Raw genomic sequence first — 21,699 nt, 5'->3', positions numbered from 1 at the left:
ATTAGGCTCTGGAGGGCTGATTTCATTGAAATAATCCGAAAGCCAAAATCGTTTTTTCGTTACGGACTCCCACAACAGAAGCGGGTGGACAGCCCCAAGAAGCTCCTAAGGGGTTGCCTGTTAGGTTTGATGGAATTATTCTAATCAAAAAGCCCCTCCAGCGGCATTTAGCGCTGCTGCTGCACACAAACCAACCTTTCGATCCTGCTGAGGCATCAGGAAATCGATTTGCTCAGAAAATCCCACACCACCACACCAGTGGCTACCGATATGTTAAGCGAGTGTTTGGTCCCGAACTGCGGAATCTCCAGCACCACATCCGAAAGGCTGACTACTTCCTGCTCCACGCCAAACACCTCGTTGCCCAGCACAAAGGCATAGCGCTGCTCCGGCTCCGGCACAAACTCGTGCAGCTTGGTGCTGTTCTCGGCCTGCTCCACCGCCACCACCTTGTAACCCTGCGCCTGCAGCTGCCTGGTCAGGTCCAAAGTATTGGGCACATGTTCCCATGCTACTGATTCGGTGGCACCCAACGCTGTTTTCTCTATGTCGCGGTGAGGTGGCGTGCCGGTAATGCCGCAGAGGTAAATCTTCTCCACCATGAAGGCGTCGGCTGTCCGGAACACCGAGCCCACGTTATTGAGGCTGCGCACATTGTCCAGGATCAGCGTGAGCGGCAGTTTTTCTTTGCTTCGGAAGTCCTCCACCGAATCGCGGTTGAGTTCCTCCATCGAGAGTTTTCGCATGGTTAAAAGGCACAGGTTTTAGAAGACACGAGTATCCAGAGGTAAGACACGAGGCTTCTTTTTGATAAACGATGTAGCGGCCATTGGCACAGCTACATGCTGCAAAGGTCAGGGGAACAGGGGAGAAATCATAATCCTGTAGGGAAGGAAAAGGAGCAGCCTGGCAACTGATAAATTATTCGAATGAAAATGGCCTTCCGGAGCTTTCTGCTCCTTCTGGTGCTGCTGCTCCTTTTGTAACTACCTCATCTGTCAAAATTCAATTCTCCTCATGTCGCCCAGGCTGTAAATTCTGATTCAGACAAGCAGCAGCACCAGAAGGAGCAGCGCCTCCGGAAGACCATTTTCATTCGAATAATTTCCCTCAAAAACCCCTCATTTCATTCCGATGCTCCTGTAAGCCTGTTATCTTTGTAAGCTAAGCTGTGCAAATGCAGCCAACAATCATCAATCAACAACCAACAATCAATCGCATGAAAGGTGGAGATAACAGTACCGTAACCCCGCTGATGAAGCAGTACAACGCCATTAAGGCGAAGCATCCGGGCGCGCTGCTGCTCTTCAGGGTAGGCGATTTTTACGAGACCTTTGGCGAAGATGCCATCCGGGCCAGTAAAATTCTCGACATTGTGCTCACCAAGCGCGGTAACGGCTCTGCCTCCGAAACGGCGCTGGCCGGTTTCCCGCACCACTCCCTCGATACCTACCTGCCCAAGCTGGTGCGGGCGGGCGAGCGCGTAGCCATCTGCGACCAGCTAGAAGATCCGAAGTCGGTGAAAGGCATTGTGAAGCGGGGCGTAACGGAGCTGGTAACACCCGGCGTGTCGTTTAACGATCAGGTGCTGGAGCGGCGCAGCAATAACTACCTGGCGGCCATCCATTTCGGCAAAAACGAAACCGGCATCTCCTTCCTCGATATTTCTACCGGCGAGTATATGACCGCCCAGGGCGATAAAAGCTACATCGGGAAGCTGCTGCAGAGTTTCTCTCCGGCCGAAGTGTTGTTCTGCAAACGCGAGAAAGAGACCTTTTTTGAGAACTACGGCCCCGACTTCCGCTACTATGCGCTGGAGGAGTGGGTGTTCAGTCACGACTTTGCCTACGAGTCGCTGACCCGCCACTTCGGCACCACCTCGCTCAAAGGCTTTGGAGTGGAAGGCATGTCGGCAGCTATTATCTCGGCAGGTGCTATTTTGCATTATCTTTCTGAAACGCACCACAAGGAAGTCAGCCACATCGCCACCCTCTCCCGCCTCGAAGAAGACAAGTACGTGTGGCTCGACCGATTTACAGTACGTAACCTGGAACTGATTTTTACGCAGCATCAGGAGGGGGTGCCGCTCATTCAGGTGCTCGACCAGACCGTGACGCCAATGGGGGCGAGGCTGATGAAGAAGTGGGTGGTGCTGCCGCTGAAGGATGTAGCCCAGATAAAACGCCGCCTCAACACCGTGGAGGCGCTGACGCAGCACAGCGAACTGCTGGGCGAACTGACGCACCACCTGAAGCAGATAAACGACCTGGAACGCCTGATCTCGAAGGTGGCCGTGCGCCGCGTAAACCCCCGGGAGCTGATGCAACTGGTAAAAGCCCTCGATGCCATTGAGCCGATCCAGCAAAGCCTCGCCATGAGCGATATCCCCGCCCTGCAGAAGCTGGCCGCCCAATTAGCCCCCTGCGACGGGCTGCGGCAGGAGATCAAGAAAATACTGCGCCCCGATGCCCCGATGCTCACCAACCAGGGCAACATGATCAACGAAGGGGTGCACGAGGAGCTGGACGAGCTGCGGGCCATCGCTTTCTCGGGCAAAGATTACCTGGCGCAACTGCAGCAGCGCGAGATGAAGAACACCGGCATCAGCTCCCTAAAAATAGCTTACAACAAAGTGTTCGGCTACTACCTGGAAGTAACACACGCACACAAGGACAAGGTGCCCGCCTCCTGGATACGGAAGCAGACACTGGTGAACGCAGAACGCTACATCACCGAAGAACTCAAAACCTATGAGGAGAAGATTCTGAATGCCGAGGAACGCATCTACACCATCGAGTTCAGCCTTTTTAACGAACTGGTGCTCTACGCCGTGGACTTTGTGGCGCAGGTACAGCAGAATGCCCGTGTGGTCGGCATCATCGACTGCCTTAGCTCCTTTGCCAGCATCGCGTTAACAAATAACTACGTGAAGCCCGAGGTAAGCGAAGCACACGTGCTTGACATCAAAAAAGGTCGCCACCCGGTGATAGAGAAGCAGCTGCCGCTGGGCGAGAGCTACGTGCCCAACGATATTTACCTCGACAACGAGGTGCAGCAGATCATTATTATTACGGGGCCTAACATGGCCGGAAAAAGCGCCCTGCTGCGCCAGACAGCCCTGATCGTGCTGATGGCCCAGATCGGTTCTTTTGTACCTGCAGAGGCAGCTACTTTAGGTATTATCGATAAGATCTTTACACGCGTGGGGGCTTCCGATAACCTTTCCAAAGGCGAGTCTACGTTTATGGTGGAGATGACGGAGACAGCCAGCATCCTGAACAACCTCTCGGACCGCAGCCTGGTGCTGATGGACGAGATCGGCCGAGGCACCAGCACCTACGATGGTATTTCCATTGCCTGGGCCATTGTGGAGCACCTGCACAATCACCCCAAATGCAAAGGCAAGACCTTGTTTGCCACGCATTACCACGAACTCAACCAGCTGGCCGAAGACTTGCCGCGTGTGAAGAACTACAATGTGTCGGTGAAGGAGGCGAACGGCAAGATCCTGTTTATGCGCAAGCTCGTGGAGGGCGGCAGTGAGCACAGCTTTGGTATTCATGTGGCGCAGATGGCCGGTATGCCCAACAGCGTGGTGCTTCGGGCCAACGAGATCATGCATCACCTGGAGCAGGACAAGATCTCGCACCCCGAGCAGCAGCCCGACATGCAGGCCCTGCCCAAGAGCAGCTACCAGCTCAGCATGTTCGAGGCCCAGGACCCGCAGCTGCAGCGCCTGAAGGAAACGGTGGAGCAGCTCGACATAAACACCATAACCCCGGTAGAGGCGCTCCTGAAGCTAAATGAGCTCAAGCTGCTGCTGGATAAGAAGAAGAAAGACAAGGTACGGTAACAGAGGCAAGGCATTTCAGGCACAAGCAAGCCCTGGAAGGCCTTTTTCATTAGAATAATTGACAGGCTGCGCCAGATTAGTAATTATGGGCGGCCTGCTAGCTGAAGCTGTCAGAACCGCTTCAGCAGCTTCCAGCTGAAAAAGGCCCGGAAATGCATCTGTAAGGGGCAGTACGATCCTATTTCGAGAATTCTAATTTTGTATTTCTAGTTTTGGATTTGGTGAAGCCTCTTCATGTCCCGATTCAGGTAATAAAGCTAGCATCTAAAATCTCACTAGAAGGCCGATTTCATTAGAATAATTTGCCTTGCTACCTGGTGGAGGCAAGGTAATGGCGGTGTCGCTAAATTTTTCTTCCTGAAAATCAGCGAAAAACGAAAAAGTGAAGAAATTTTTTGCCCAGACTCTTGACAAGTGAGATTTTGTCTATATCTTTGCATCACTAAATCATTAGAACGGTTTAGGAAATGACTAAAAGCGGGAGTAGCTCAGTTGGTAGAGCGCGACCTTGCCAAGGTCGAGGTCGCGAGTTCGAACCTCGTCTCCCGCTCAAGTAAAATGTAAGATAAAGACGTTGTGCTGAACAACGTCTTTGTTTTTTAAGGAAACCACTTCGGACCTTGCTCCGAATGGCTGCCGGGATGGTGGAACTGGTAGACACGCAAGACTTAAAATCTTGTGAGCGCAAGCTCGTGCGGGTTCGATTCCCGCTCCTGGTACAGAACCCCTCAAAAAGGGAAACCAACAGAAAAGAAAAACCCGCTTTAAACACTGTTTGAGCGGGTTTTTTCATTTTCAGCCCTTTCTTACTTTCCTTTGTTTAGCTCATGTTTTGTTACTTTTTGTTACTCGTTTGTTACTCGGGTAACATAGCCTATCAACTATTTTATTATATTTGATAACAAGTGAATACAAAAGCATAGCAAGTGAAAAAGAAAGCCACAAAAGAACCTGTAAGGCTTAGAGAGAAAAAGCTGACTAATGGAAACCTGAGCCTGTACCTGGATTACTACAATGCAGGGGAAAGGCAGTATGAGTTTTTAAAGCTCTATTTAATGGATAAGCCTAAAACAGCCTTAGACAAACAGTCTAATCAGGCTACTTTAGAACTTGCACAAAGGATAAAGGCCAAAAGAACAGAGGAGGTACTGCTGGGAAATTTTGACCTGCAATCAAAGAGCCTAAGCTCAACCGATTTTATAAAGTTCTATCAGGCTTACATCACGACCTACACCAAAGCTGATAACAGGGTTCTGTCTGCCAGCCTGAACAAATTTAAAACCTACCTGAAGGAGGCACACGGCAAAGAAAAGCTATCCTGTAAAGATCTTACCCAAAACCTGATTCTAGGCTACAAAGATTACCTAGAGGCAAAGCTAACAGGTGAAGGCCCACAGACCTACTATAACCGCTTTAAGAAAGTAGTAAAGCATGCCATTAGGGAAAATCTGTTTTCCAAAAGCCCGCTGCCTGAAAACCTGAAGTTCAAAGGCGGGGGCATGAATAAAGGTGTGCTGAGCCTGGAGGAGGTAAGCCTGCTTTACAAAACCTCATGTGGCAACGAGGTAATAAAAAGAGCCTTTCTATTTTCCTGCAATACCGGTTTAAGGTTTGGAGATATAAAAGCCCTGCAATGGCAGGATATAAGCGGTACTGAGCTTGCCATTAAGCAGAATAAGACACAGGAGGTAAACCGCCTTAGTCTCAATAAGAATGCCATAGCCCTTATAGGGGAGCGGGGTAATGGCAAAGACCTTGTATTTCCTTTACCCTCTTTTGAAGGCTCAGCCAAAACTATAAAGAATTGGGTAAAGCGGGCGGGCATAGATAAGCGCATAACATGGCACAGTGCCCGCCATTCCTTTGCTACCAATATCCTACTCTTAGGTTATGACATTAAAACCCTTTCTAAGCTCTTAGGGCACACTTCTATACAGCACACTCAGAAGTACCTCAGCATAGCAGATGAGAGAAAGACACAGGCTGTAAACGCTTTACCGGACTTGAATTTCTAGATATGGATATAGCAAAGTATACCTATCAGGATTGGGCAAATGGAAAAATAGAGCCTTTTAACCTTATTTCATTGTTCCTTAAGAAAGAAATTAGTGAGGAAGACTTTGGGAAAATTGCAACACAGCAGCATAAAGCCTTTTTATATTATCTGGATATAGCTTTTGATGCCTTAAAACGCAATTTTTTAGAAGAGTATAATGAAAGTCTATTAAAAGAGGAATTCTTAGACTATAATATTAGTGGTTATAAGCATATCCTAGACACAATAAGGTCTGAACATGAGGAAATAATTACAAGTGCACTAAATACTGGATATGATGGTAGATTTGAGCTAACAAAATCAGAAGTAGACACCTACTTATCAGCAACGGTTGATAGTAAACAAATGGAAATTTTTGTTTTTCATTTCACTACAGATCTTGATGATGCAGGGATAGAATTTGAGAAAGAACAAAAAGCTCCTTTTAGATATATTTTAAGGTCTAACTTCTACAAATGGCTTGTTTGGTTTAAAGGGCAGCAAGAATCTAAGAATAGTGAACCAGGCTTGAAAATTAACTCTGAGAGTATGCCTAAAATTGTAGAAGAGTTGATGAGTAGTCATGTAAACTATACTTGGAAAGATTTATTTATAGATAAAGAACAGGCAGATATTATTTTAAATACTATTTCAGAATACATTTCAGATACAGGCCAATGGTTAGAAGAACCTAAAGGCAGGACTTTACAAGCTTTATGTTCTGAGTTAAAAAAGAAGGGATATCTAAAACTTGTCCTTTCAGCGAATCAAATAGCTAATGCTTTTAACACTGAGTTTGGAACAGATTTAACATCAAGGAATTTCCAGCCTGGAGAACTGGCAAAAGGCGATATTTATAGGGATAAATTTCACCATATCCCCATTTTCAAGATCAAATCTAAATTATAAAGAGTTCCAGAGTTCTTATTTTGTTCCATTAGAACAGTTAGAACAAGTTACTTTCTTTGCTTGCTTATGTTTGTAATGTTATAACAGACATAGGATAGCTATCCATTTCACTAACTTTTAAAATTAGTAGTAATGGAAAAAAGAGAAAGTACCATAGCTGAATATTTACAGCGGATTGATGAGAGGCAAAGGAACATAGAAACATTGCTCCTTAGCCAAAAGATTGTATTGAATTTTGATGAGGCGGCAAGCTATACAGGCTTATCTAAGAGCTACCTGTATAAGCTAACATCTACAGCGGGTATACCTCATTTTAAGCCACAGGGTAAGCACATCTACTTTAATAAGGCTGAGGTAGACCAATGGCTGCAAAGGAATCCTACAAAGCCCTTAGATCAGGCCGATTTAGAGGAGCAGGCACAGACTTACATCACACTCAAAAAGATGGGAGGTGTAAGATGATAGCAACCTATTATTTGTTTGAATGCCTACCTGATGATATAAAGGCTAAGCATGGTATAAAAGCAAAAAGCCGTTTAGATTGCACCGCTTTTGCTAATCCTACAGGCTATACTGGTTTGAAGGATTTTGTTAATAACAAAGGGCAAATGTACCTATACAAGCTACCTGCCAGAGAGTTTATAAAGGCAAATAGCAAGCGGTTGTCAGAATGGGCGCTATCTAACGGTAAGTTAAATCTTTCCAGCATCTACTTTGAGGATACAGATTTTCCTGAATATGGCTATGGCTATCCTAATGCTAACAGGCTACTGAGCAACAGAGAGCCAAACCCGCTGTTCCCTTTCAGGAATGATTGCTACCTGTTTATAGCCAATGCAGACCTTACCCGGGTTGAAGTACTTGTTTTCATTAATGGCAGGAACCTGGTAACGGCCTATTATCCTAATTTGATAGATGGGCATTTAGATAAGGAACTGCAAAGCCTGAGAGCACAGGCAAAGCCTTTCTATAATTATGAAAGTGCTTTATAGTAAGTGGTACACATTGATAGATTTTATCAAAAGCAATGTATGATACTACTAAGCTATTCATAAGCCAGGAGCAGGCAGGCAGTAAATTAGTAGACTGCCTGCCCTACCTTACCAACCTATCAGAAACCTATAAGGAGCACAGCGGGCAAACTTATGTTACAGGCAATGCAGGTAATTTAAGAGTATGTGTATCAGGGTATGGTATAAGCATAACAGGTAGTTTACCTAAGTTTTATGCTGGTACTAATCTGCACACTCTGAACAGAGGAGACTGTAAGCGGGCATTTGAAATGATGGCCGATACATTGCACCTGCCTATACAGAAAGCCAATGTATCAAGGGTAGATTTTGGACTGAACCTGATAACCCAATATAAGCCAGAGCTGTACTATCCTTATTTGGGGCAAAGCAGCTACTATAACCGCCTTACACAGCCAAAGAGTATAAGCTATCAGAATAAGCTCAGGAGTAAGAAGTTTTACAACAAAGTTGCAGAATGTAAAAGTACAGGAGTGGCTATACCTGAAGTGTATCAGGGTAAACACCTGCTAAGGTATGAGGTATGCTATATGCAACGCCTGCCAAAGCAGTTTAATCAGGCAGCCATAACACCCGACACCCTGACAGATGAAAGCTTTTATATGGGCATGTATGACCGTTGGTATAGAGAGTATAGTGTAATAGAAAAGAAAGGATTGTTAAATATGGATACCAGAAAGATAAACACCCCTGATGATTATTTAAAGCAGCTACTAGGTTTAGCAATACAGGAAAAAGGCTTAGAGGCAATCCTGCATCATGTGGAGGTACTAAGAGAGCAAAACACCTTTAAACATGCTGCCTACTATTCAAACCTTAAAAAGACACTTAAGCAGCTGTCTAGTAGCAGCATTTACACAGAAACGCCTGAGCTGCTTCAGGAGCTAAATAAGAAAGTAGCCAGAGCAAAGCAAAGCTATAGGTAAGGCAAAAGCAGCTAACAACTTAGCAGAACTTAACATTTGCTCATGTATAGGGGGGAGGTTAGTTACTTTTCCTGCTCCTAAAGCTATACCGCATGGTAAGCCCTTGTGTGTGCGTGCAATGGTGAAAGTTTTTTTATGGCAGGGGGGCATCTGCTTAAGTCCTGCCTGTAAAACCTAATACCGCATGTTAAAGATTTTTACCTGCAGCCAATAAAAAAGAAAAGGGGGAACAATAACAGTGAAAAAACAGTGAAAGACTGCCAAAGTTCCCTAAAGATTTAGGTTATAATTTTCAGCAAAAACTCCTGCAAAATGGCAAAATTTCCAACATTCCCGACCTTGTATGATAATGTAATAGCCGTTTCTATAATGAAGCTCAGAGAGTGGGGCTACTTAAAGCCAGATCAGTATAAAGCAGGTACTTTAAGCTGGAGCACCAACGGCAGAGAAACAGGCAGTATAAGTATTAGAGTAAACACCCGCACCGATGGCCCTTACCTAGAACTGGATTACAAGCACAGAGATAAGCCAGTAAATTATACAGTAGGTTTAGTTTCTGTACCCTCTAACATTGGTAAAGGGGTGGTGTGGTATTTTCTTTGCCCTCATACCGGCAAACGGTGCAGAAAGCTCTATTCTGTAGGTGAACGGTTCCTGCACCGTGAAGCCTATACAGGCTGTATGTATGAATCGCAGACCTACAGCCATAAAGCCAGAAAACTAAATACTCTGTTTGATAAGATATATGGAACAGATAAGCTCTATGAGCAGCTATACCAAAAGCATTTTAAAAGCCACTATGCAGGCAAGCCAACTAAGAAGTATTTGAAGCTGATGCAGAAGATAAAGCAGACTGAGAATGTAAGAATTACACGGACAGAGTTGCTAGCCCTTTATTAGTGAACCATATTTATTTCTTACTATATAAGCTAAGCGTAATGATTAATATGTTAAAGGATTATAAGATTAATTATTGAGATATGATATTGTTTTACTACTCAATTCTTTCTATCAACTTAAATCTCGATTTTACTTTTTATTTCTTTTGCAAAGCGCTTTGTGAAAATTGTCGCTCCTCTTTTATTTAAATGATTTTGATTATAAAAGAATTCTGTGCTATCACATATAGTTGACTTTGAATAGTCAAAGAATAGTCCAGAGTCGGCAAGAGAACTTGCCTTTTGTATGATATCATCTAAGTTTGTAAATCTTCTTTGCCCTGAAATGTGCATAGGCATAAATACTACTATTACTTTTCGCCCGTTTTTGTTTAACTCTTCCTTAATCAGCCTGAAATCTTCTAAAAGCTCATGTGAATGTGTAATTTCTGCAAAATCTATCGCTTTGGTTGTGTCAACATTCCATTTTGTATCATGAGGTACAAAACCTTTTAACGAGTCTATAGTAATACCTGCATTTTGTGTCAAGTAATTTAGGAAGCCTTTTGCAGCGTTTTGATAATATACATGTGTATATTGAGTATAGCCATAAAAAGGAACATACTTCATTTTAAGTGTTAGATTAGAATCAATCTCGTAGAGTGCCTTGAAAACATTCTCGTTTCTTAGATGAGGATAGAATCGAATTGGTTCTGTTAGCTGTGTTGTTTTCATAAAATCAAAATATGTTACTCCAAATACAACATATTTAATGTTTTCACTGTAAGTATTTATTTCTTTTACTAAACACTTATATTGCTGAAATCTTGTTCCATCAAGAGCTCCATTAAATGTAGATAGACTCAATTCTTGATCTAATACTGGAGTATTGAAACCTACTTCAGCTACAGATGAACCAAAAATAATCAAATCGGTATCCACCTTCTTGCGAAAAATTAGATTTACTTTTCCTACTTGTGAATAGGAGGAGTTACTCACTCCGAACTCTAGAATATAATCAAAGGCTGTTCCTAAGAAATAGAATATGATTAAAAAAAATAGTGGCTTTATAAAAGAGGAAGAAAGCATAGTTAAAACTGGAAATAGATAAATACATTAGTTTCAAAATATCCAAAAACTAGGATTAGTAATAAGAACATATAAAAACTAGCCCAGCGGATTATAATAGGATAGGTATTCAAAGAAGTTGCTGGTGTAGGCTTATGCCTAGTTTTGAACTCTACAATTAGGAGGAATAAAATACCGATGCATGTAAGTATAAATTTCCATTGTGGTAATCCAAGATATAGAACAGAGTTTCTCACTACTTTATAGATTTGGTAATTATTGAAATTAAAGTGATTTATTATATACCAAGCGTCCGAGATGCTATTGGCCCTAAAGAAAACCCAGGCCAGGCACACCAGTGAGAAAGTGGTGCCCACTTGTAGGCACCTGTAGAAGCCTTCATGTCTGTTGAGACCTAGCCTTTGCACCAACATATCTCTTTTTTTAGCGGTCATAAGGCCGAAGACCTGGTAGAAGCCGTGCAGGGCACCCCACACGATAAACGTCCAGTTGGCCCCGTGCCATACCCCGCTCACCAGGAACACGATAAAAAGGTTATAGTACCAGCGCCACTTCAGCACCCGGTTACCACCAAGGGGAATATAGAGGTAATCACGGAACCAGGTGGAGAGGGAGATGTGCCAGCGGCCCCAGAACTCACGGATAGACTTGGAGAAGTAAGGCCTGCGGAAGTTCTCCATGAGCCGGAAGCCCATCACCTGGGCCGCCCCGATGGCAATGTCCGAGTAGCCAGAGAAGTCGCAGTAGATCTGGAAGGCGAAGAACACGGTGGCGATGATAAGGGGGATGCCCTCATAGTCCGTCGGGTTGTTGTACACCTGGTTGACCATCACGGCCAGCCGGTCTGCGATGACCACCTTCTTGAACAGGCCCCAGGCCATGAGCTTGAGGCCATCCGTCGCACGCTGGTAGTTGAACTCGTGCCTTTCCCTGAGTTGAGACAGAAGATTGCCGGCCCTTTCAATCGGCCCGGCCACAAGCTGAGGGAAAAAGGTAACGAAGAGGGCAAAGATGCCAAAGTGCTTCTCTGCCTTGATCCTGCCATAGTACACATCAATCGAGTAGCTCATGGTCTGGAAGGTGTAGAAGGAGATACCCATGGGCAGAAGTAGCTCAAAGGCCGGGGCGGCATAGGGAACGTCCAACACCTGTGCCAGATCCCTGGCAGCCGTGTTGAAAAAGTTGTAGTACTTGAAGAGGAACAGAATCCCCAGGTTGGTGATGAGGCTGAACCAGAGCCACGGTTTCTTTTTCTCCTTCTCCTCGTACCGATCCATCATGTTGCTGCAAAAGTAGTCCAGGAAGGTGGAGATCACCAGCAGCAGGGCATAATCCACGCGCCAGAACATGTAAAAGGTGTAGCTGGCAATCAGCAGCATCAGCCATCTGAACCGGTGGGGAAGCAGGAAGTAAAGCAGAACAACTGTCGGGAAGAAGACAAGGAACTCGAAAGAGTTGAAGAGCATAGGATAAAACAATAAAGAAACCGCAAATCTGAGGTAATAATATTTGAAATCAAAGCACCTTGATCTAAAGAAGAAAAATTTATCTTGTGGCGGGTAGATAACCCAAATCTGAAGATGTGGCAAATGCACTTTAGTTTTATCAAAGCTCTATGTGCATACCTTTATCAAAGCAGGAACACGAGCGCCTAAACGCCAAGTTTGATAAAATTGAAATGGAGGGATTAGGTAAAACTTGATATTCAAGCATATTAATAGAGGAAATAAAAAGCAGTATTTTCTGTTACTTTATGCGTTTTTGTTACCAGTTTGTTACTTGTTGTTTTAAAAGCCTTGACAAGTATTTGATTTTTAATGCATTATATGTATTGTTGCATACCCGCTCCTGGTACAGAATTTATAAATAAGGCCCTGTAAATCAAATATTTACAGGGCCTTATTTATAACGCAAACTTCTTACGTCAGTAGGCGCCATATCGTCACTTTTCTACTCAAAAAGCCCCTTCGGTTACTTTGCAGCACCTGCTGCTGATCAACTTTTATCTGAAATCTCCCCTGGCTCTATACATACTACTGCACTTTTTACGCCACGTCAATTCTGCTGCTTATCTTGCACCATGATCTTCGACTTCCGACTGAAAGTGTTTTACACCGTTGCCCGCAAACTCAGCTTCACCAAAGCTGCCAACGAGCTGTTCATAACACAGCCTGCCGTAACCAAGCATATCAACGAGTTGGAGCAGCAGTTGGGGGTAGGCCTGTTTAAGCGGCAGGGCAACAGTATCTCCATTACCCCTGCCGGACAAATTTTGCTGGAGCATGCCCAAAAGATTTTTCAAATCTATGCAACTCTGGAAAACGACCTGGTGCAGCTGACGAATACCTCCGGCGGCAACATTCACATCGGGGCCAGTACCACGCTGGCGCAGTACGTGCTGCCCCGGATTCTGGCGCGTTTCAAATCGGCCCACCCTGCCATTCACTTTACCTTTACTACCGGAAACAGCGAGCAGATAGAGCACCAGCTGATACACGAGGAGATCGATATCGCCATTGTGGAAGGTATTTCGCACCACCCGCAGATCATGTACGAGCCTTTCGTGAAAGACGAGATTGTGCTCGTAACCCGCTCCAATGGCAGGCTCGCCAGAAAAAATGAGATCAAGCCGGAGCACCTGCTCACCCTGCCGCTCATCTTGCGGGAACACGGCTCCGGCACGCTTGATGTTATTTACAATGAACTCTCCAAAGCGGGCATTCACCCCAAAGACCTGCTCATAGAAATACAGCTAGACAGCACCGAAAGCATTAAACAGTACCTGCTCCATGCCGACTGTGCCGCCTTCCTGTCTATCCACTCCATTGAAGAGGAACTGCAGCAGAACAAATTGAGTATTATCGATATCAAAGGAATTGATATCTACCGCTCCTTCCAATTTATCACCCTGCATGGGCAAGCTTCCAGATTAATCCAGATTTTTAAACGCTTTTGCGTAACACAATATAACTTAAAGTAATACCGCATGAGGTAATGTGATTGGGAAAGGTGCTGCCAAAGCAGGAGCTTTGTAGAGTTTATATATCACACAAAGCCATGAAGCGTTTAGCAGGATGTCCGGAGATAGTGCACAGGCTTACTTTTGCAGCGGCTTTGCTGCTATGTCTCAGCCCGGCGGTGTGTGCTCCGGTGGCGCTGGTGCTTGGCTTCTGCTTTTCGGTTCTGCTGGGCCACCCGTTTGAGCGCCATAACCAAAAGGTTATCAACTGGCTGCTGAAGGCATCGGTGGTAGGGCTGGGCTTTGGGATAAATGCGGCTGGGGCTCTGGCTGCCGCTAAGCAGGGACTCGGAATTACATTGCTTTCAGTGCTGATAACCCTTTTGCTGGGAGCTGCTATCGGGAAACTGCTGCATCTGGGGCCTAAAGTGTCGCATCTGATCGCTTCTGGTACTGCTATCTGTGGCGGGAGCGCCATTGCGGCGCTGGCGCCGGTGCTGCGGGTCAACGAAAAGGAAATGTCGGTTTCGCTAGGCACTGTTTTTCTGCTGAACGCCGTGGCCCTTCTCATTTTCCCGGTGCTGGGCCACTACCTGCAGCTCAGCCAGTTTCAGTTTGGCTTGTGGAGCGCCATAGCCATACACGATACAAGTTCGGTAATAGGGGCCGCCAGCGCCTTTGGAGCAGAAGCTTTGGAGGTGGCTACTACCGTTAAGCTTGTCCGTGCCTTATGGATTGTGCCAGTTGCCTTTGTTTCTTCTTTTGCCTTTCGGGTGGGTAACCAAAAGGTGGAGTTGCCGTGGTTTATCGGGTTGTTTGTGCTTGCCATGCTCCTGCACGGCTACCTGCCAGTGGCCGCAGAGCTTGGCCGGCCGGTAGCCATGGTTTCAGAAGCGGGGTTAACAATTACGTTGTTTTTAGTGGGAGCTGGCTTGTCTCTTGAAAAGATAAAATCCGCAGGCTGGCGTCCTCTGCTCCTGGGCCTCACGCTCTGGGTGCTGGTGGCAGCCGTCTCCTTGTGGGGGATACTCCTGCTATAGTTAAAAGTTTAAAGTTAAGAGTGAAGAGTCGCTTTTGAGGAGTGATTATTCTAATGGGAAAGGCCCTCCGGAGTGTTAATGAATTGCTGATGCTCCTGCTGCTGGTTTGTCTGAATCATGATTTTCAGGATTAGAGGATTTTCAGTATTTAAATGATTTTAAATTTAATCGGTGAAATCCGGTTAATCTGTGATTTAGAAATTATTTTAACCCAAGTTGTGCGGTAGCAGCCCACAATGAATGTATTGCGGCGGGTAGCTACGAGGCAGATAAAGTTGCCAAGTGCAGAAAGTGACGATTTTTTGTTTGAGCGTTCAGCGAGTTCAAAATCGTCTTGATTTTTTGGTTCTTTTTGTATCAAGACAAAAAGAACAAAGACACCGGCAATGAAATAAAAAGCCTCTGCTGTCACAGCTGTATCAGAGACTATGCTAACTCAGACAACAAGCTTCTGTTGTTGCCTCTCGCCCACAAGATCCTTCCAGGAAGACAAAGGGGCAAAGTCAGAAAGGCTCTCTATCGCACAAATAAATTATTCTAATGAAAATGCTCCTTTAGACCTGTTGTACGCTGCTGATGTTGCTGCTGTCGCTACCTCACCAGCTCCTGCGTCTTATTCGCATCGATGGCCAGCAGGATAAAGAGCAGGATGGTGAAGGACCAGAGCGAGGAACCGCCGTAGCTGAAGAAGGGAAGCGGAATGCCTACGACCGGAGCCAGGCCGATAGTCATGCCCACGTTCACCAGAAAGTGAAAAAAGATAATGGAGGCCACACAGTAGCCATAGGTGCGCCCGAAAATGGACTTCTGCCGCTCGGCAATGGTAACGATGCGGATGAGCAGCAGCATGAACAGCGCGATCAGGAGGGTGCTGCCTATCCAGCCGTGCTCCTCGCCAATGGTGCAGAAAATAAAGTCGGTACTTTGCTCCGGCACGAAGTCGAATTTGGTCTGCGTTCCTTCCAGGAAGCCTTTGCCCCAAAAGCCACCGGAGCCAATGGCAATTTTAGACTGTGTTACGTTCCAACCATAGCCCAGCGGGTCTGCCTCCGGGTTAATAAGGGCCTTGATGCGGTTCTGCTGGTGCGGCTGCAGGATGTCGTTCACGAAATAGTCTACGCTAAAGATCATCCCCACAATCAGCAGCAGCAGGGCGATCATGGTTTTAAACCGCTTTAGCAGGCGGTAGTCCAGCCAGGTGGCCAGGGCCATCACGGCCGTTATGCCTATAATGAGGTACAGCTTGGGCACCAGCAGCGTCATGATAAAGATAAAAGCGGCGGCTCCCCCGATAATCAGAATCAGCGGCGACATGCCCTCACGGAAATAGGCCAGCACAAAAGCAGCAAACACAAGCGCAGAGCCTGTTTCGTTCTGAAGCACAATAATAGCCGGTGGTACCAGGGTAATAGCGGCCAGGATCATGTGGTCTTTGAACTGCTGTTGCCGTAGGCTGGCACTGCTCAGGAACCTGGAGGCCGCCAGGGCGGTGGCAAACTTGGCCAGCTCGGCCGGCTGCAGGCGCACGCCTCCCCCCAGGTCGAGCCACGACCTGGAGCCGGCTATCGGGTTAGCCACCGCCAGTGTAAAGAGCAGCAGCAGGATCACGAAGCCATAAATAGGGTAGGCCAGGTGCTCGTAAATTTTATAGTCAACCACCAGCAGAATAATGATGAGCAGCACCGAGGTCCCGATCCAGACCAGCTGTTTGCCTGAGTTGATATCGAAGCTGAAGATGTTCACGATATTGTCTGGGCTGTACACGGCGGCATAGATGTTCATCCAGCCCAGGCCCACGAGCAGCAGGTACAGCAATATGGTCAGCCAGTCGAGGTTGCTGGTAATGCGGCGCGAGGTGCGCTTGCTGCTGGGAGTAACAACCTGATATTTTGATGCTCTCGTCTCAACACCCATGGCCTATTTCGATTTGATGTTCATGTATTCCCGGCTCAGCACCCATTTCTCCTGCTCTTTCATGGTCACGGTGTCTGTCAGGTACTTCTCTATCATCAGGCCGGCTATGGGAGCGGCCGACTGGCCTCCCCACTTCCCGTGTTCCACATACACCACAATGGCAATTTTAGGGTCTTCTTTTGGGGCGAAGGCCACGAACACGGCATGGTCAGCCCCCTGCGGGTTTTGTGCCGTGCCCGTTTTCCCGCAAACCGTAATGCCTACTTTCTGCAGGTTGGCTCTGCGGGCCGTACCTGACTGCACCACCGCTGCCATGCCTTCAATGATCGGGTCGAAATGGCGGGCATCCACAGTCGTGTAGTTTTTCTTTTGGTACTCGGGCAGTGGTTTGCCGTCGTCTCCAACAGCTCTGATAATATGTGGGTCTATGTAGTAGCCCCTGTTGGCGATGGTCGCCATAAAGTTTGCCATTTGCAGTGGCGTTACCCCCAGCTCTCCCTGGCCTATGCTCAAGGAGTAAATGGTAGAGTATTTCCAGCGATTCTGGCCGTATACCCTGTCATACAGGGCCGGTGAGGCAATGATGCCCGTTTTTTCGTTTGGCAAATCGATGCCCAGTTTCTTGCCAAAACCGAAACTCAGCACCTGCTCCCGCCATTCGGCCAGCCCGATAGAGGTGTCGCGGAAGGTGTTTTTAGATTTGCCCTGGTTTATAAGTGCCCGGTAAGCCTGGTAAAAGTACGGGTTACAGGAGTGCTGTATGGCCCCATACAAATCCAGCGGCGAAGGGTGATTGTGGCAGTTAACCAACGATCTGATACAGGCATACTGCGTTTTGGGGTTGATTACGCCTTCTTCGAGTGCAATAAGCGCCTGCGTGAGCTTAAAGATGGAGCCGGGCGGGTTCTGGTCGGCCATGATCGGGCGGTTGAACATGGTCTTGTCCTTGTCGCTCAGCAAGGCCATGTAGTTGGCGCCATACTCTTTCCCCGTCAGCAGGTTGGGGTCGTAATACGGTGCGGAGACGTAGGCCAGTATTTCGCCGGTAGCGGGCTCTATAGCCACAATACTGCCCTTGGCGCCGTTCATCAGGTGCTCTCCGTAGGCCTGCAGGTCCAGGTCTATGGTGCTCACCAGGTTCTGCCCGGCAATGGCCAGTGTATCGTAGGCGCCATCCTTAAAGGAGCCTTTCTCGATGCCGCGCACATTTACCATTTTATACTTTACCCCACGCTTACCCATCAGGTACTTCTCGTATTCCAGCTCTATGCCGCTCTTGCCTATGTAGTCGCCTGGGCGGTAGCCCCGGTAGGAGGTGTCGGCCAGCTGTTTGGGGCTGATCTCGGCAATATAGCCCAGTGCGTGTGCTAAGCTCTGGTGCGGGTAACCGCGCATAGTGCGGGCATTGATGTAAAAACCCGGGAAATCGATCAGGTTATCCTGGATTTGGGCAAAATCCTGGGTGCTTAGCTTCTGGAAAAAAATAGAGGGTTTTACCCAGGAGTAGGCTCTGGCCTTTTGCAGGCGATCGCGGGCATCTTCCAGCGGCATGTTAAGCAACTGGCAGAGGCGCAGCGTGTCTAGTTGCTTTGCTTCTTTGGGCACCACCATCAGGTCGTACACGGGGGTGTTCTGCACCAGCAGTTTCCCGTCCCGGTCATAGATAAGGCCCCGGAAAGGGTATTGGATAATGGTCTTGATGGCATTTGTCTCGGCCGCCTGTTTGTAGCTGCTGTCCACCACCTGTATGTAAAACAACCTGATGGCGAAGACGATGCCTACAATCAGGAAGATAGTCTTTATAACGTACTTTCTGTTTTCCAAATAATTCATCTATTCGCTCTCTTTACCGAGAAGAAAAGAAGTTGAATAATTAACATGCCTACTGTGGTATAGAGCGTGCTTGTTATTATTTTAACTAATGTGAACCACGCCTCCCGCAAGGTGAATACCTCCATAAAAAAAACAAAGGTATGGTGAATCAGGATCAGAATAAAGGCGTAGGCCAAAAACCAGCGCCATCCCATCAGGTGTATGTTCACGGTGTCGTTGGTGTCATAACCATCGCGTGGCGTCAGAAGGTTCAAAACGGGAGCTCTTAAATACGCCAGCAGCACACTGGCCCCGGCGTGTATGCCCATGGTGTCGTAGAAAATATCGACCGAAAAGCCTACGGCAAAGCCAAGCAGCAAAATCCAGGTGCGGTTGGTGTAAATGGGCAGGAAAAGCAGGAAAGCCACATAAATAAAGCAGAAAGCCGTGCTGTATAGCACCAGGCTATCCATGAGGAGCACCTGCAGGGCCACAAACAGAATATACTGAACGATATGTGTGAGTCCGAACTTACTGGTCATGGGGAAGTATGCCTGCATTATTTTCCAAATTTTCCCGTTCCTCACGAAGCGGGCTCTCCACTACATACACATAAGACAGCTGCGCAAAATCAACCGATAGCTCTACCTCGATCGTATAGAAACTCCGATCCGGTTCCTGCTCCACGGCACTGATTGTGCCTACCACAATGCCTTCCGGAAACACCGTAGCAAAGCCACTGGTTACAATCGTGTCGCCAACCACAGGCTTAATGTGCAGCGGTATGTAGTCGAGCATCGCCTTCCGGTAGTCTCCCCCGGTCCATTTAATGGTGCCCATGGTGTTATCTTTTTTGATCTTGGCCGAGATGAGCATCTGGGAGTGTAGCAAAGACGTGACGGTGGCATAATGCTCCGACACTGTTTTGATGCGCCCTACCACCCCGTTAGCAGCAATTACGCCCATGCCGGGTTTTATGCCGTCGGCACTTCCTATAGATAGCGTAAGGTAGTTGTTCGTGCGCCTGATGGAGTTGTTGATTACCCGGCTGGCATGCAGGATATATGGGTAAGCCATGGCGCTGTCGGAGGCGGCATAGAGCATGCCGGAGAGCTCGGCCGTGCTATCGACCTGTTCTGCCAGCTTTTGCCGGAGCAGCTCTTCGCGCATAGCTGCGTTATCGCGGGCCAGCATGCTGTTGATGGTGGCCAGCCTGAAATAGTCTGTCACGCTGCTCTGCACCTCCAGTACACGGCCTACATAGGTGCTGGCGGAGTTAAAGAATGCGGCTCCCTGGTAAGTGTTGTAGCGCACAACCATGTACACGCAAAGGATCTCCAGCAACACGAACAACAGGAACGCACGGAACCGATATATAAAAGCAAAGAGATTCCGCATGTGCGCCTGTTATGTCAGCAGTACGTTTTTAAAGCCGTCGATATCCTTAATGGCTGCTCCCGTGCCTCTTACTACCGCCCTGAGCGGGTCTTCGGCAATATGAATAGGAAGTTTAGTTTTAACGGCCAGGCGCTTGTCGAGGCCACGCAGCAAGGCACCCCCGCCTGTCAGGTGGATGCCGTTGTCGTAAATGTCGGCCGACAGCTCCGGCGGGGCGATCTCCAGCGCCTTCAGTACCGCTTCCTCAATTTTGGAGACAGACTTGTCGAGGGCAATAGCGATCTCCTGGTAGGTCACCTTGATCACTTTCGGAATGCCTGTCATCAGGTCGCGGCCACGGATCTCGTAGTCGGCGGGCGGGTTCTCTATTTCGGTGAGGGCGGCGCCCACTTCAATTTTAATCTTCTCGGCCGAGCGCTCCCCGATCAGCAGGTTGTGCTGGCGGCGCATATAGTCCAGAATGTCTTTGGTGAACACATCGCCGGCTACGCGTATAGACTGGTCGCACACAATACCCGACAGGGCGATGACGGCAATCTCGGTGGTGCCGCCGCCAATGTCCACGATCATGGAGCCGATGGGCTGCTCCACATCGATGCCGATCCCTATGGCGGCAGCCATTGGCTCCTGGATCATCCACACTTCTTTGGCGCCGGCGTGCTGGGCAGAGTCGCGCACGGCCCGCTTTTCTACCTCGGTAATGCCCGAAGGAATGCAAATTACCATGCGGTGCGAAGGCTGAAACAGGCGGCGACCCGTATCGATCATCTTGATCATGCCCCGGATCATCTCTTCTGCCGCATGAAAGTCGGCGATTACCCCATCTTTCAGCGGACGGATGGTGCGGATGTTCTCGTGCGTTTTTTCGTGCATCTGCATCGCGTTCCGGCCAATGGCAATTACTTTGCCGCTGGTGCGGTCCACAGCGATGATCGAAGGTTCGTCAACTACAATTTTATCGTTATGTATGATCAGGGTATTGGCCGTACCCAGATCTATGGCTATATCACTAGTCAGAAAATTAAATAGTCCCATCTTAAAGAAGTGCAGGCATGCAGATACCTCTGTTATATATAAAAGATACGATGTTCGTAAACAAAAACTTGCGGCAAAATTAGTGAATTTAAGCGGAATTAATAACCAACATTACCTTTGGGACTTATTTATTAATTATTTATCCTCCGTATTTGCCGCAGGAGGCAATGCTATTGCTTCAGAAAGACTCCTTTTCCCTGAAAAATTCTATTTCAGACTAGGCCGGGAAAGGCTATCTGCTGTGCAGCAGCAACCGCAGCACCAGTTGGAGGGGCTTTTTGATTGGAATAATTTGGTGGTTAATTGCTGCTAGTTAAATAGTTGATTTGGAGATGTGAAAATTTGAAAATTTGAAGATGAGCTGTGTTAATTGGAAATGAATTGTCAGAGCAGATTCTAAAAGCTATCAACTTTTAACTCTCTCAGAATGTCCTGGGTCTTATGTCCTGTGTCCTGTGTCCTTTAATGAGCAGCAGCAGCAGCAGCAAAAGCCCTAAAGGGCTATTTTCATTAGAATAATTTGAGTGAATAACATATTTTGGGGTATACTCTATAGCAAACATTAGTTTTGCTTACCATTGCCCGGCATCAGAGCTGGCTATCTGAAAAATCCCAGTCTCTGGCTTGAGGCGCCGGGGAAAGGGGCCCTCTATTTGAAAGGTCCGGTGCCGCAGGCAGCCTGAGCGTTAGCGAGTCAAAAAGCGGCCCTGCACCCCTGGCAGGAGCGAACACAGCGCCGATGGCCAGAGACGAGGCCTCGCTTATATAGGGCCCCTTCCCCAGCCGTGAGCGCTCAGTGCCTTACCTATGTAACATAAAA

The 21,699-nt window shown here is 47.4% G+C and carries 19 protein-coding genes and 2 tRNA genes; 12 read left to right on the top strand and 9 right to left on the bottom strand.

Annotation, left to right across the window (positions count from 1 at the left end; genetic code table 11):
• Nucleotides 1–215: 215 nt before the first annotated feature.
• Nucleotides 216–746, bottom strand: coding sequence for an RNA methyltransferase (locus FJM74_RS10970; RefSeq protein ID WP_187262637.1), 531 nt, complete (start codon nucleotides 744–746; stop codon nucleotides 216–218).
• 473 nt (nucleotides 747–1,219) lie between these two features.
• On the opposite strand from FJM74_RS10970, the gene mutS reads away from it, so the two are divergent.
• From mutS to FJM74_RS10925, 9 genes are all read left to right on the top strand, one after another.
• Entirely contained in the window at nucleotides 1,220–3,853 is a 2,634-nt protein-coding gene (gene mutS / locus FJM74_RS10965) for a DNA mismatch repair protein MutS (protein WP_187262636.1), read from the top strand.
• A gap of 477 nt (nucleotides 3,854–4,330) precedes the next feature.
• A tRNA-Gly gene (locus FJM74_RS10960) sits at nucleotides 4,331–4,403 on the top strand.
• Between the two features lie 85 nt (nucleotides 4,404–4,488).
• A tRNA-Leu gene (locus FJM74_RS10955) sits at nucleotides 4,489–4,572 on the top strand.
• Between the two features lie 207 nt (nucleotides 4,573–4,779).
• Nucleotides 4,780–5,868, top strand: coding sequence for a tyrosine-type recombinase/integrase (locus tag FJM74_RS22660; protein ID WP_187262635.1), 1,089 nt, complete (start codon nucleotides 4,780–4,782; stop codon nucleotides 5,866–5,868).
• Between the two features lie 2 nt (nucleotides 5,869–5,870).
• Complete coding sequence (locus FJM74_RS10945; protein WP_187262634.1) at nucleotides 5,871–6,797, top strand: hypothetical protein; 927 nt, start codon at nucleotides 5,871–5,873, stop codon at nucleotides 6,795–6,797.
• 132 nt (nucleotides 6,798–6,929) lie between these two features.
• The gene (locus FJM74_RS10940; RefSeq protein WP_187262633.1) at nucleotides 6,930–7,259 is read left to right on the top strand and encodes a helix-turn-helix domain-containing protein; all 330 of its coding nucleotides are present in this window, start codon (nucleotides 6,930–6,932) and stop codon (nucleotides 7,257–7,259) included.
• Nucleotides 7,256–7,789 carry a hypothetical protein gene (locus FJM74_RS10935; RefSeq protein WP_187262632.1) on the top strand — a complete coding sequence of 178 codons (534 nt, stop codon included), beginning with the start codon at nucleotides 7,256–7,258 and terminating at the stop codon, nucleotides 7,787–7,789. The genes FJM74_RS10940 and FJM74_RS10935 overlap by 4 nt, the downstream gene beginning before the upstream one ends.
• Before the next feature lie 35 nt (nucleotides 7,790–7,824).
• Nucleotides 7,825–8,754, top strand: a complete 930-nt coding sequence (locus FJM74_RS10930) for a phage/plasmid replication domain-containing protein (RefSeq protein WP_187262631.1) — start codon at nucleotides 7,825–7,827, stop codon at nucleotides 8,752–8,754.
• 312 nt (nucleotides 8,755–9,066) lie between these two features.
• On the top strand, nucleotides 9,067–9,654 hold the full coding sequence (locus FJM74_RS10925) for a hypothetical protein (protein WP_187262630.1): 588 nt from the start codon (nucleotides 9,067–9,069) through the stop codon (nucleotides 9,652–9,654).
• A 116-nt stretch (nucleotides 9,655–9,770) separates the two neighbouring features.
• On the opposite strand, the gene FJM74_RS10920 is transcribed toward FJM74_RS10925, so the two are convergent.
• Together FJM74_RS10920 and FJM74_RS10915 are read right to left on the bottom strand one after the other, a co-directional pair.
• The gene (locus FJM74_RS10920; RefSeq protein WP_187262629.1) at nucleotides 9,771–10,574 is read right to left on the bottom strand and encodes a hypothetical protein; all 804 of its coding nucleotides are present in this window, start codon (nucleotides 10,572–10,574) and stop codon (nucleotides 9,771–9,773) included.
• 149 nt (nucleotides 10,575–10,723) lie between these two features.
• Nucleotides 10,724–12,187, bottom strand: a complete 1,464-nt coding sequence (locus FJM74_RS10915; RefSeq protein WP_187262628.1) for an MBOAT family O-acyltransferase — start codon at nucleotides 12,185–12,187, stop codon at nucleotides 10,724–10,726.
• 614 nt (nucleotides 12,188–12,801) lie between these two features.
• Here FJM74_RS10915 and FJM74_RS10910 point away from each other — a divergent pair.
• The gene (locus FJM74_RS10910) at nucleotides 12,802–13,701 is read left to right on the top strand and encodes a LysR substrate-binding domain-containing protein (protein WP_194349982.1); all 900 of its coding nucleotides are present in this window, start codon (nucleotides 12,802–12,804) and stop codon (nucleotides 13,699–13,701) included.
• A gap of 77 nt (nucleotides 13,702–13,778) precedes the next feature.
• On the top strand, nucleotides 13,779–14,720 hold the full coding sequence (locus FJM74_RS10905; protein WP_187262627.1) for a YeiH family protein: 942 nt from the start codon (nucleotides 13,779–13,781) through the stop codon (nucleotides 14,718–14,720).
• Nucleotides 14,721–14,868: 148 nt separating this feature from the next.
• Here FJM74_RS10905 and FJM74_RS10900 read toward each other — a convergent pair whose 3' ends face one another.
• The 6 genes from FJM74_RS10900 to FJM74_RS10875 all read right to left on the bottom strand — a co-directional run bounded on the left by FJM74_RS10900 (nucleotide 14,869) and on the right by FJM74_RS10875 (nucleotide 20,879).
• Nucleotides 14,869–15,132, bottom strand: coding sequence for a hypothetical protein (locus FJM74_RS10900; RefSeq protein WP_187262626.1), 264 nt, complete (start codon nucleotides 15,130–15,132; stop codon nucleotides 14,869–14,871).
• 179 nt (nucleotides 15,133–15,311) lie between these two features.
• Complete coding sequence (gene rodA / locus FJM74_RS10895) at nucleotides 15,312–16,634, bottom strand: rod shape-determining protein RodA (protein ID WP_187262625.1); 1,323 nt, start codon at nucleotides 16,632–16,634, stop codon at nucleotides 15,312–15,314.
• Nucleotides 16,635–16,637: 3 nt separating this feature from the next.
• Entirely contained in the window at nucleotides 16,638–18,467 is a 1,830-nt protein-coding gene (gene mrdA, locus FJM74_RS10890; RefSeq protein ID WP_187262624.1) for a penicillin-binding protein 2, read from the bottom strand.
• Nucleotides 18,464–18,988: a hypothetical protein gene (locus tag FJM74_RS10885; protein ID WP_187262623.1), complete on the bottom strand. Its 525-nt coding sequence runs from the start codon at nucleotides 18,986–18,988 to the stop codon at nucleotides 18,464–18,466. The genes mrdA and FJM74_RS10885 overlap by 4 nt, the downstream gene beginning before the upstream one ends.
• Nucleotides 18,978–19,844, bottom strand: a complete 867-nt coding sequence (gene mreC / locus FJM74_RS10880; protein WP_187262622.1) for a rod shape-determining protein MreC — start codon at nucleotides 19,842–19,844, stop codon at nucleotides 18,978–18,980. Before mreC ends, FJM74_RS10885 begins: the two co-directional genes overlap by 11 nt.
• 9 nt (nucleotides 19,845–19,853) lie before the next feature.
• Nucleotides 19,854–20,879, bottom strand: coding sequence for a rod shape-determining protein (locus FJM74_RS10875; RefSeq protein ID WP_187262621.1), 1,026 nt, complete (start codon nucleotides 20,877–20,879; stop codon nucleotides 19,854–19,856).
• Between FJM74_RS10875 and FJM74_RS10870 the strand changes: the two genes are divergently transcribed.
• Nucleotides 20,842–21,192 carry a hypothetical protein gene (locus tag FJM74_RS10870; protein ID WP_187262620.1) on the top strand — a complete coding sequence of 117 codons (351 nt, stop codon included), beginning with the start codon at nucleotides 20,842–20,844 and terminating at the stop codon, nucleotides 21,190–21,192. The genes FJM74_RS10875 and FJM74_RS10870 overlap by 38 nt on opposite strands.
• The last annotated feature ends 507 nt before the right edge of the window (nucleotides 21,193–21,699 follow it).

Origin of the sequence: Pontibacter beigongshangensis (assembly GCF_014332515.1) — a bacterium.
GTDB lineage: Bacteria > Bacteroidota > Bacteroidia > Cytophagales > Hymenobacteraceae > Pontibacter > Pontibacter beigongshangensis.
Note: the sequence above shows the minus strand (reverse complement) of the source record. Positions and strands in the feature narration are given on the sequence as shown.

Coding starts and splice junctions, on each gene's coding strand:
- FJM74_RS10970 (WP_187262637.1), bottom strand. CDS start 746: ATGCGAAAACTCTCGATGGAGGAACTCAACCGCGATTCGGTGGAGGAC.
- FJM74_RS10935 (WP_187262632.1), top strand. CDS start 7,256: ATGATAGCAACCTATTATTTGTTTGAATGCCTACCTGATGATATAAAG.
- FJM74_RS10875 (WP_187262621.1), bottom strand. CDS start 20,879: ATGGGACTATTTAATTTTCTGACTAGTGATATAGCCATAGATCTGGGT.
- FJM74_RS10915 (WP_187262628.1), bottom strand. CDS start 12,187: ATGCTCTTCAACTCTTTCGAGTTCCTTGTCTTCTTCCCGACAGTTGTT.
- rodA (WP_187262625.1), bottom strand. CDS start 16,634: ATGGGTGTTGAGACGAGAGCATCAAAATATCAGGTTGTTACTCCCAGC.
- mreC (WP_187262622.1), bottom strand. CDS start 19,844: ATGCGGAATCTCTTTGCTTTTATATATCGGTTCCGTGCGTTCCTGTTG.
- mrdA (WP_187262624.1), bottom strand. CDS start 18,467: ATGAATTATTTGGAAAACAGAAAGTACGTTATAAAGACTATCTTCCTG.
- FJM74_RS10930 (WP_187262631.1), top strand. CDS start 7,825: ATGTATGATACTACTAAGCTATTCATAAGCCAGGAGCAGGCAGGCAGT.
- FJM74_RS10940 (WP_187262633.1), top strand. CDS start 6,930: ATGGAAAAAAGAGAAAGTACCATAGCTGAATATTTACAGCGGATTGAT.
- FJM74_RS10905 (WP_187262627.1), top strand. CDS start 13,779: ATGAAGCGTTTAGCAGGATGTCCGGAGATAGTGCACAGGCTTACTTTT.
- FJM74_RS10925 (WP_187262630.1), top strand. CDS start 9,067: ATGGCAAAATTTCCAACATTCCCGACCTTGTATGATAATGTAATAGCC.
- FJM74_RS10945 (WP_187262634.1), top strand. CDS start 5,871: ATGGATATAGCAAAGTATACCTATCAGGATTGGGCAAATGGAAAAATA.
- FJM74_RS10885 (WP_187262623.1), bottom strand. CDS start 18,988: ATGACCAGTAAGTTCGGACTCACACATATCGTTCAGTATATTCTGTTT.
- FJM74_RS10910 (WP_194349982.1), top strand. CDS start 12,802: ATGATCTTCGACTTCCGACTGAAAGTGTTTTACACCGTTGCCCGCAAA.
- FJM74_RS10870 (WP_187262620.1), top strand. CDS start 20,842: ATGGCTATATCACTAGTCAGAAAATTAAATAGTCCCATCTTAAAGAAG.
- mutS (WP_187262636.1), top strand. CDS start 1,220: ATGAAAGGTGGAGATAACAGTACCGTAACCCCGCTGATGAAGCAGTAC.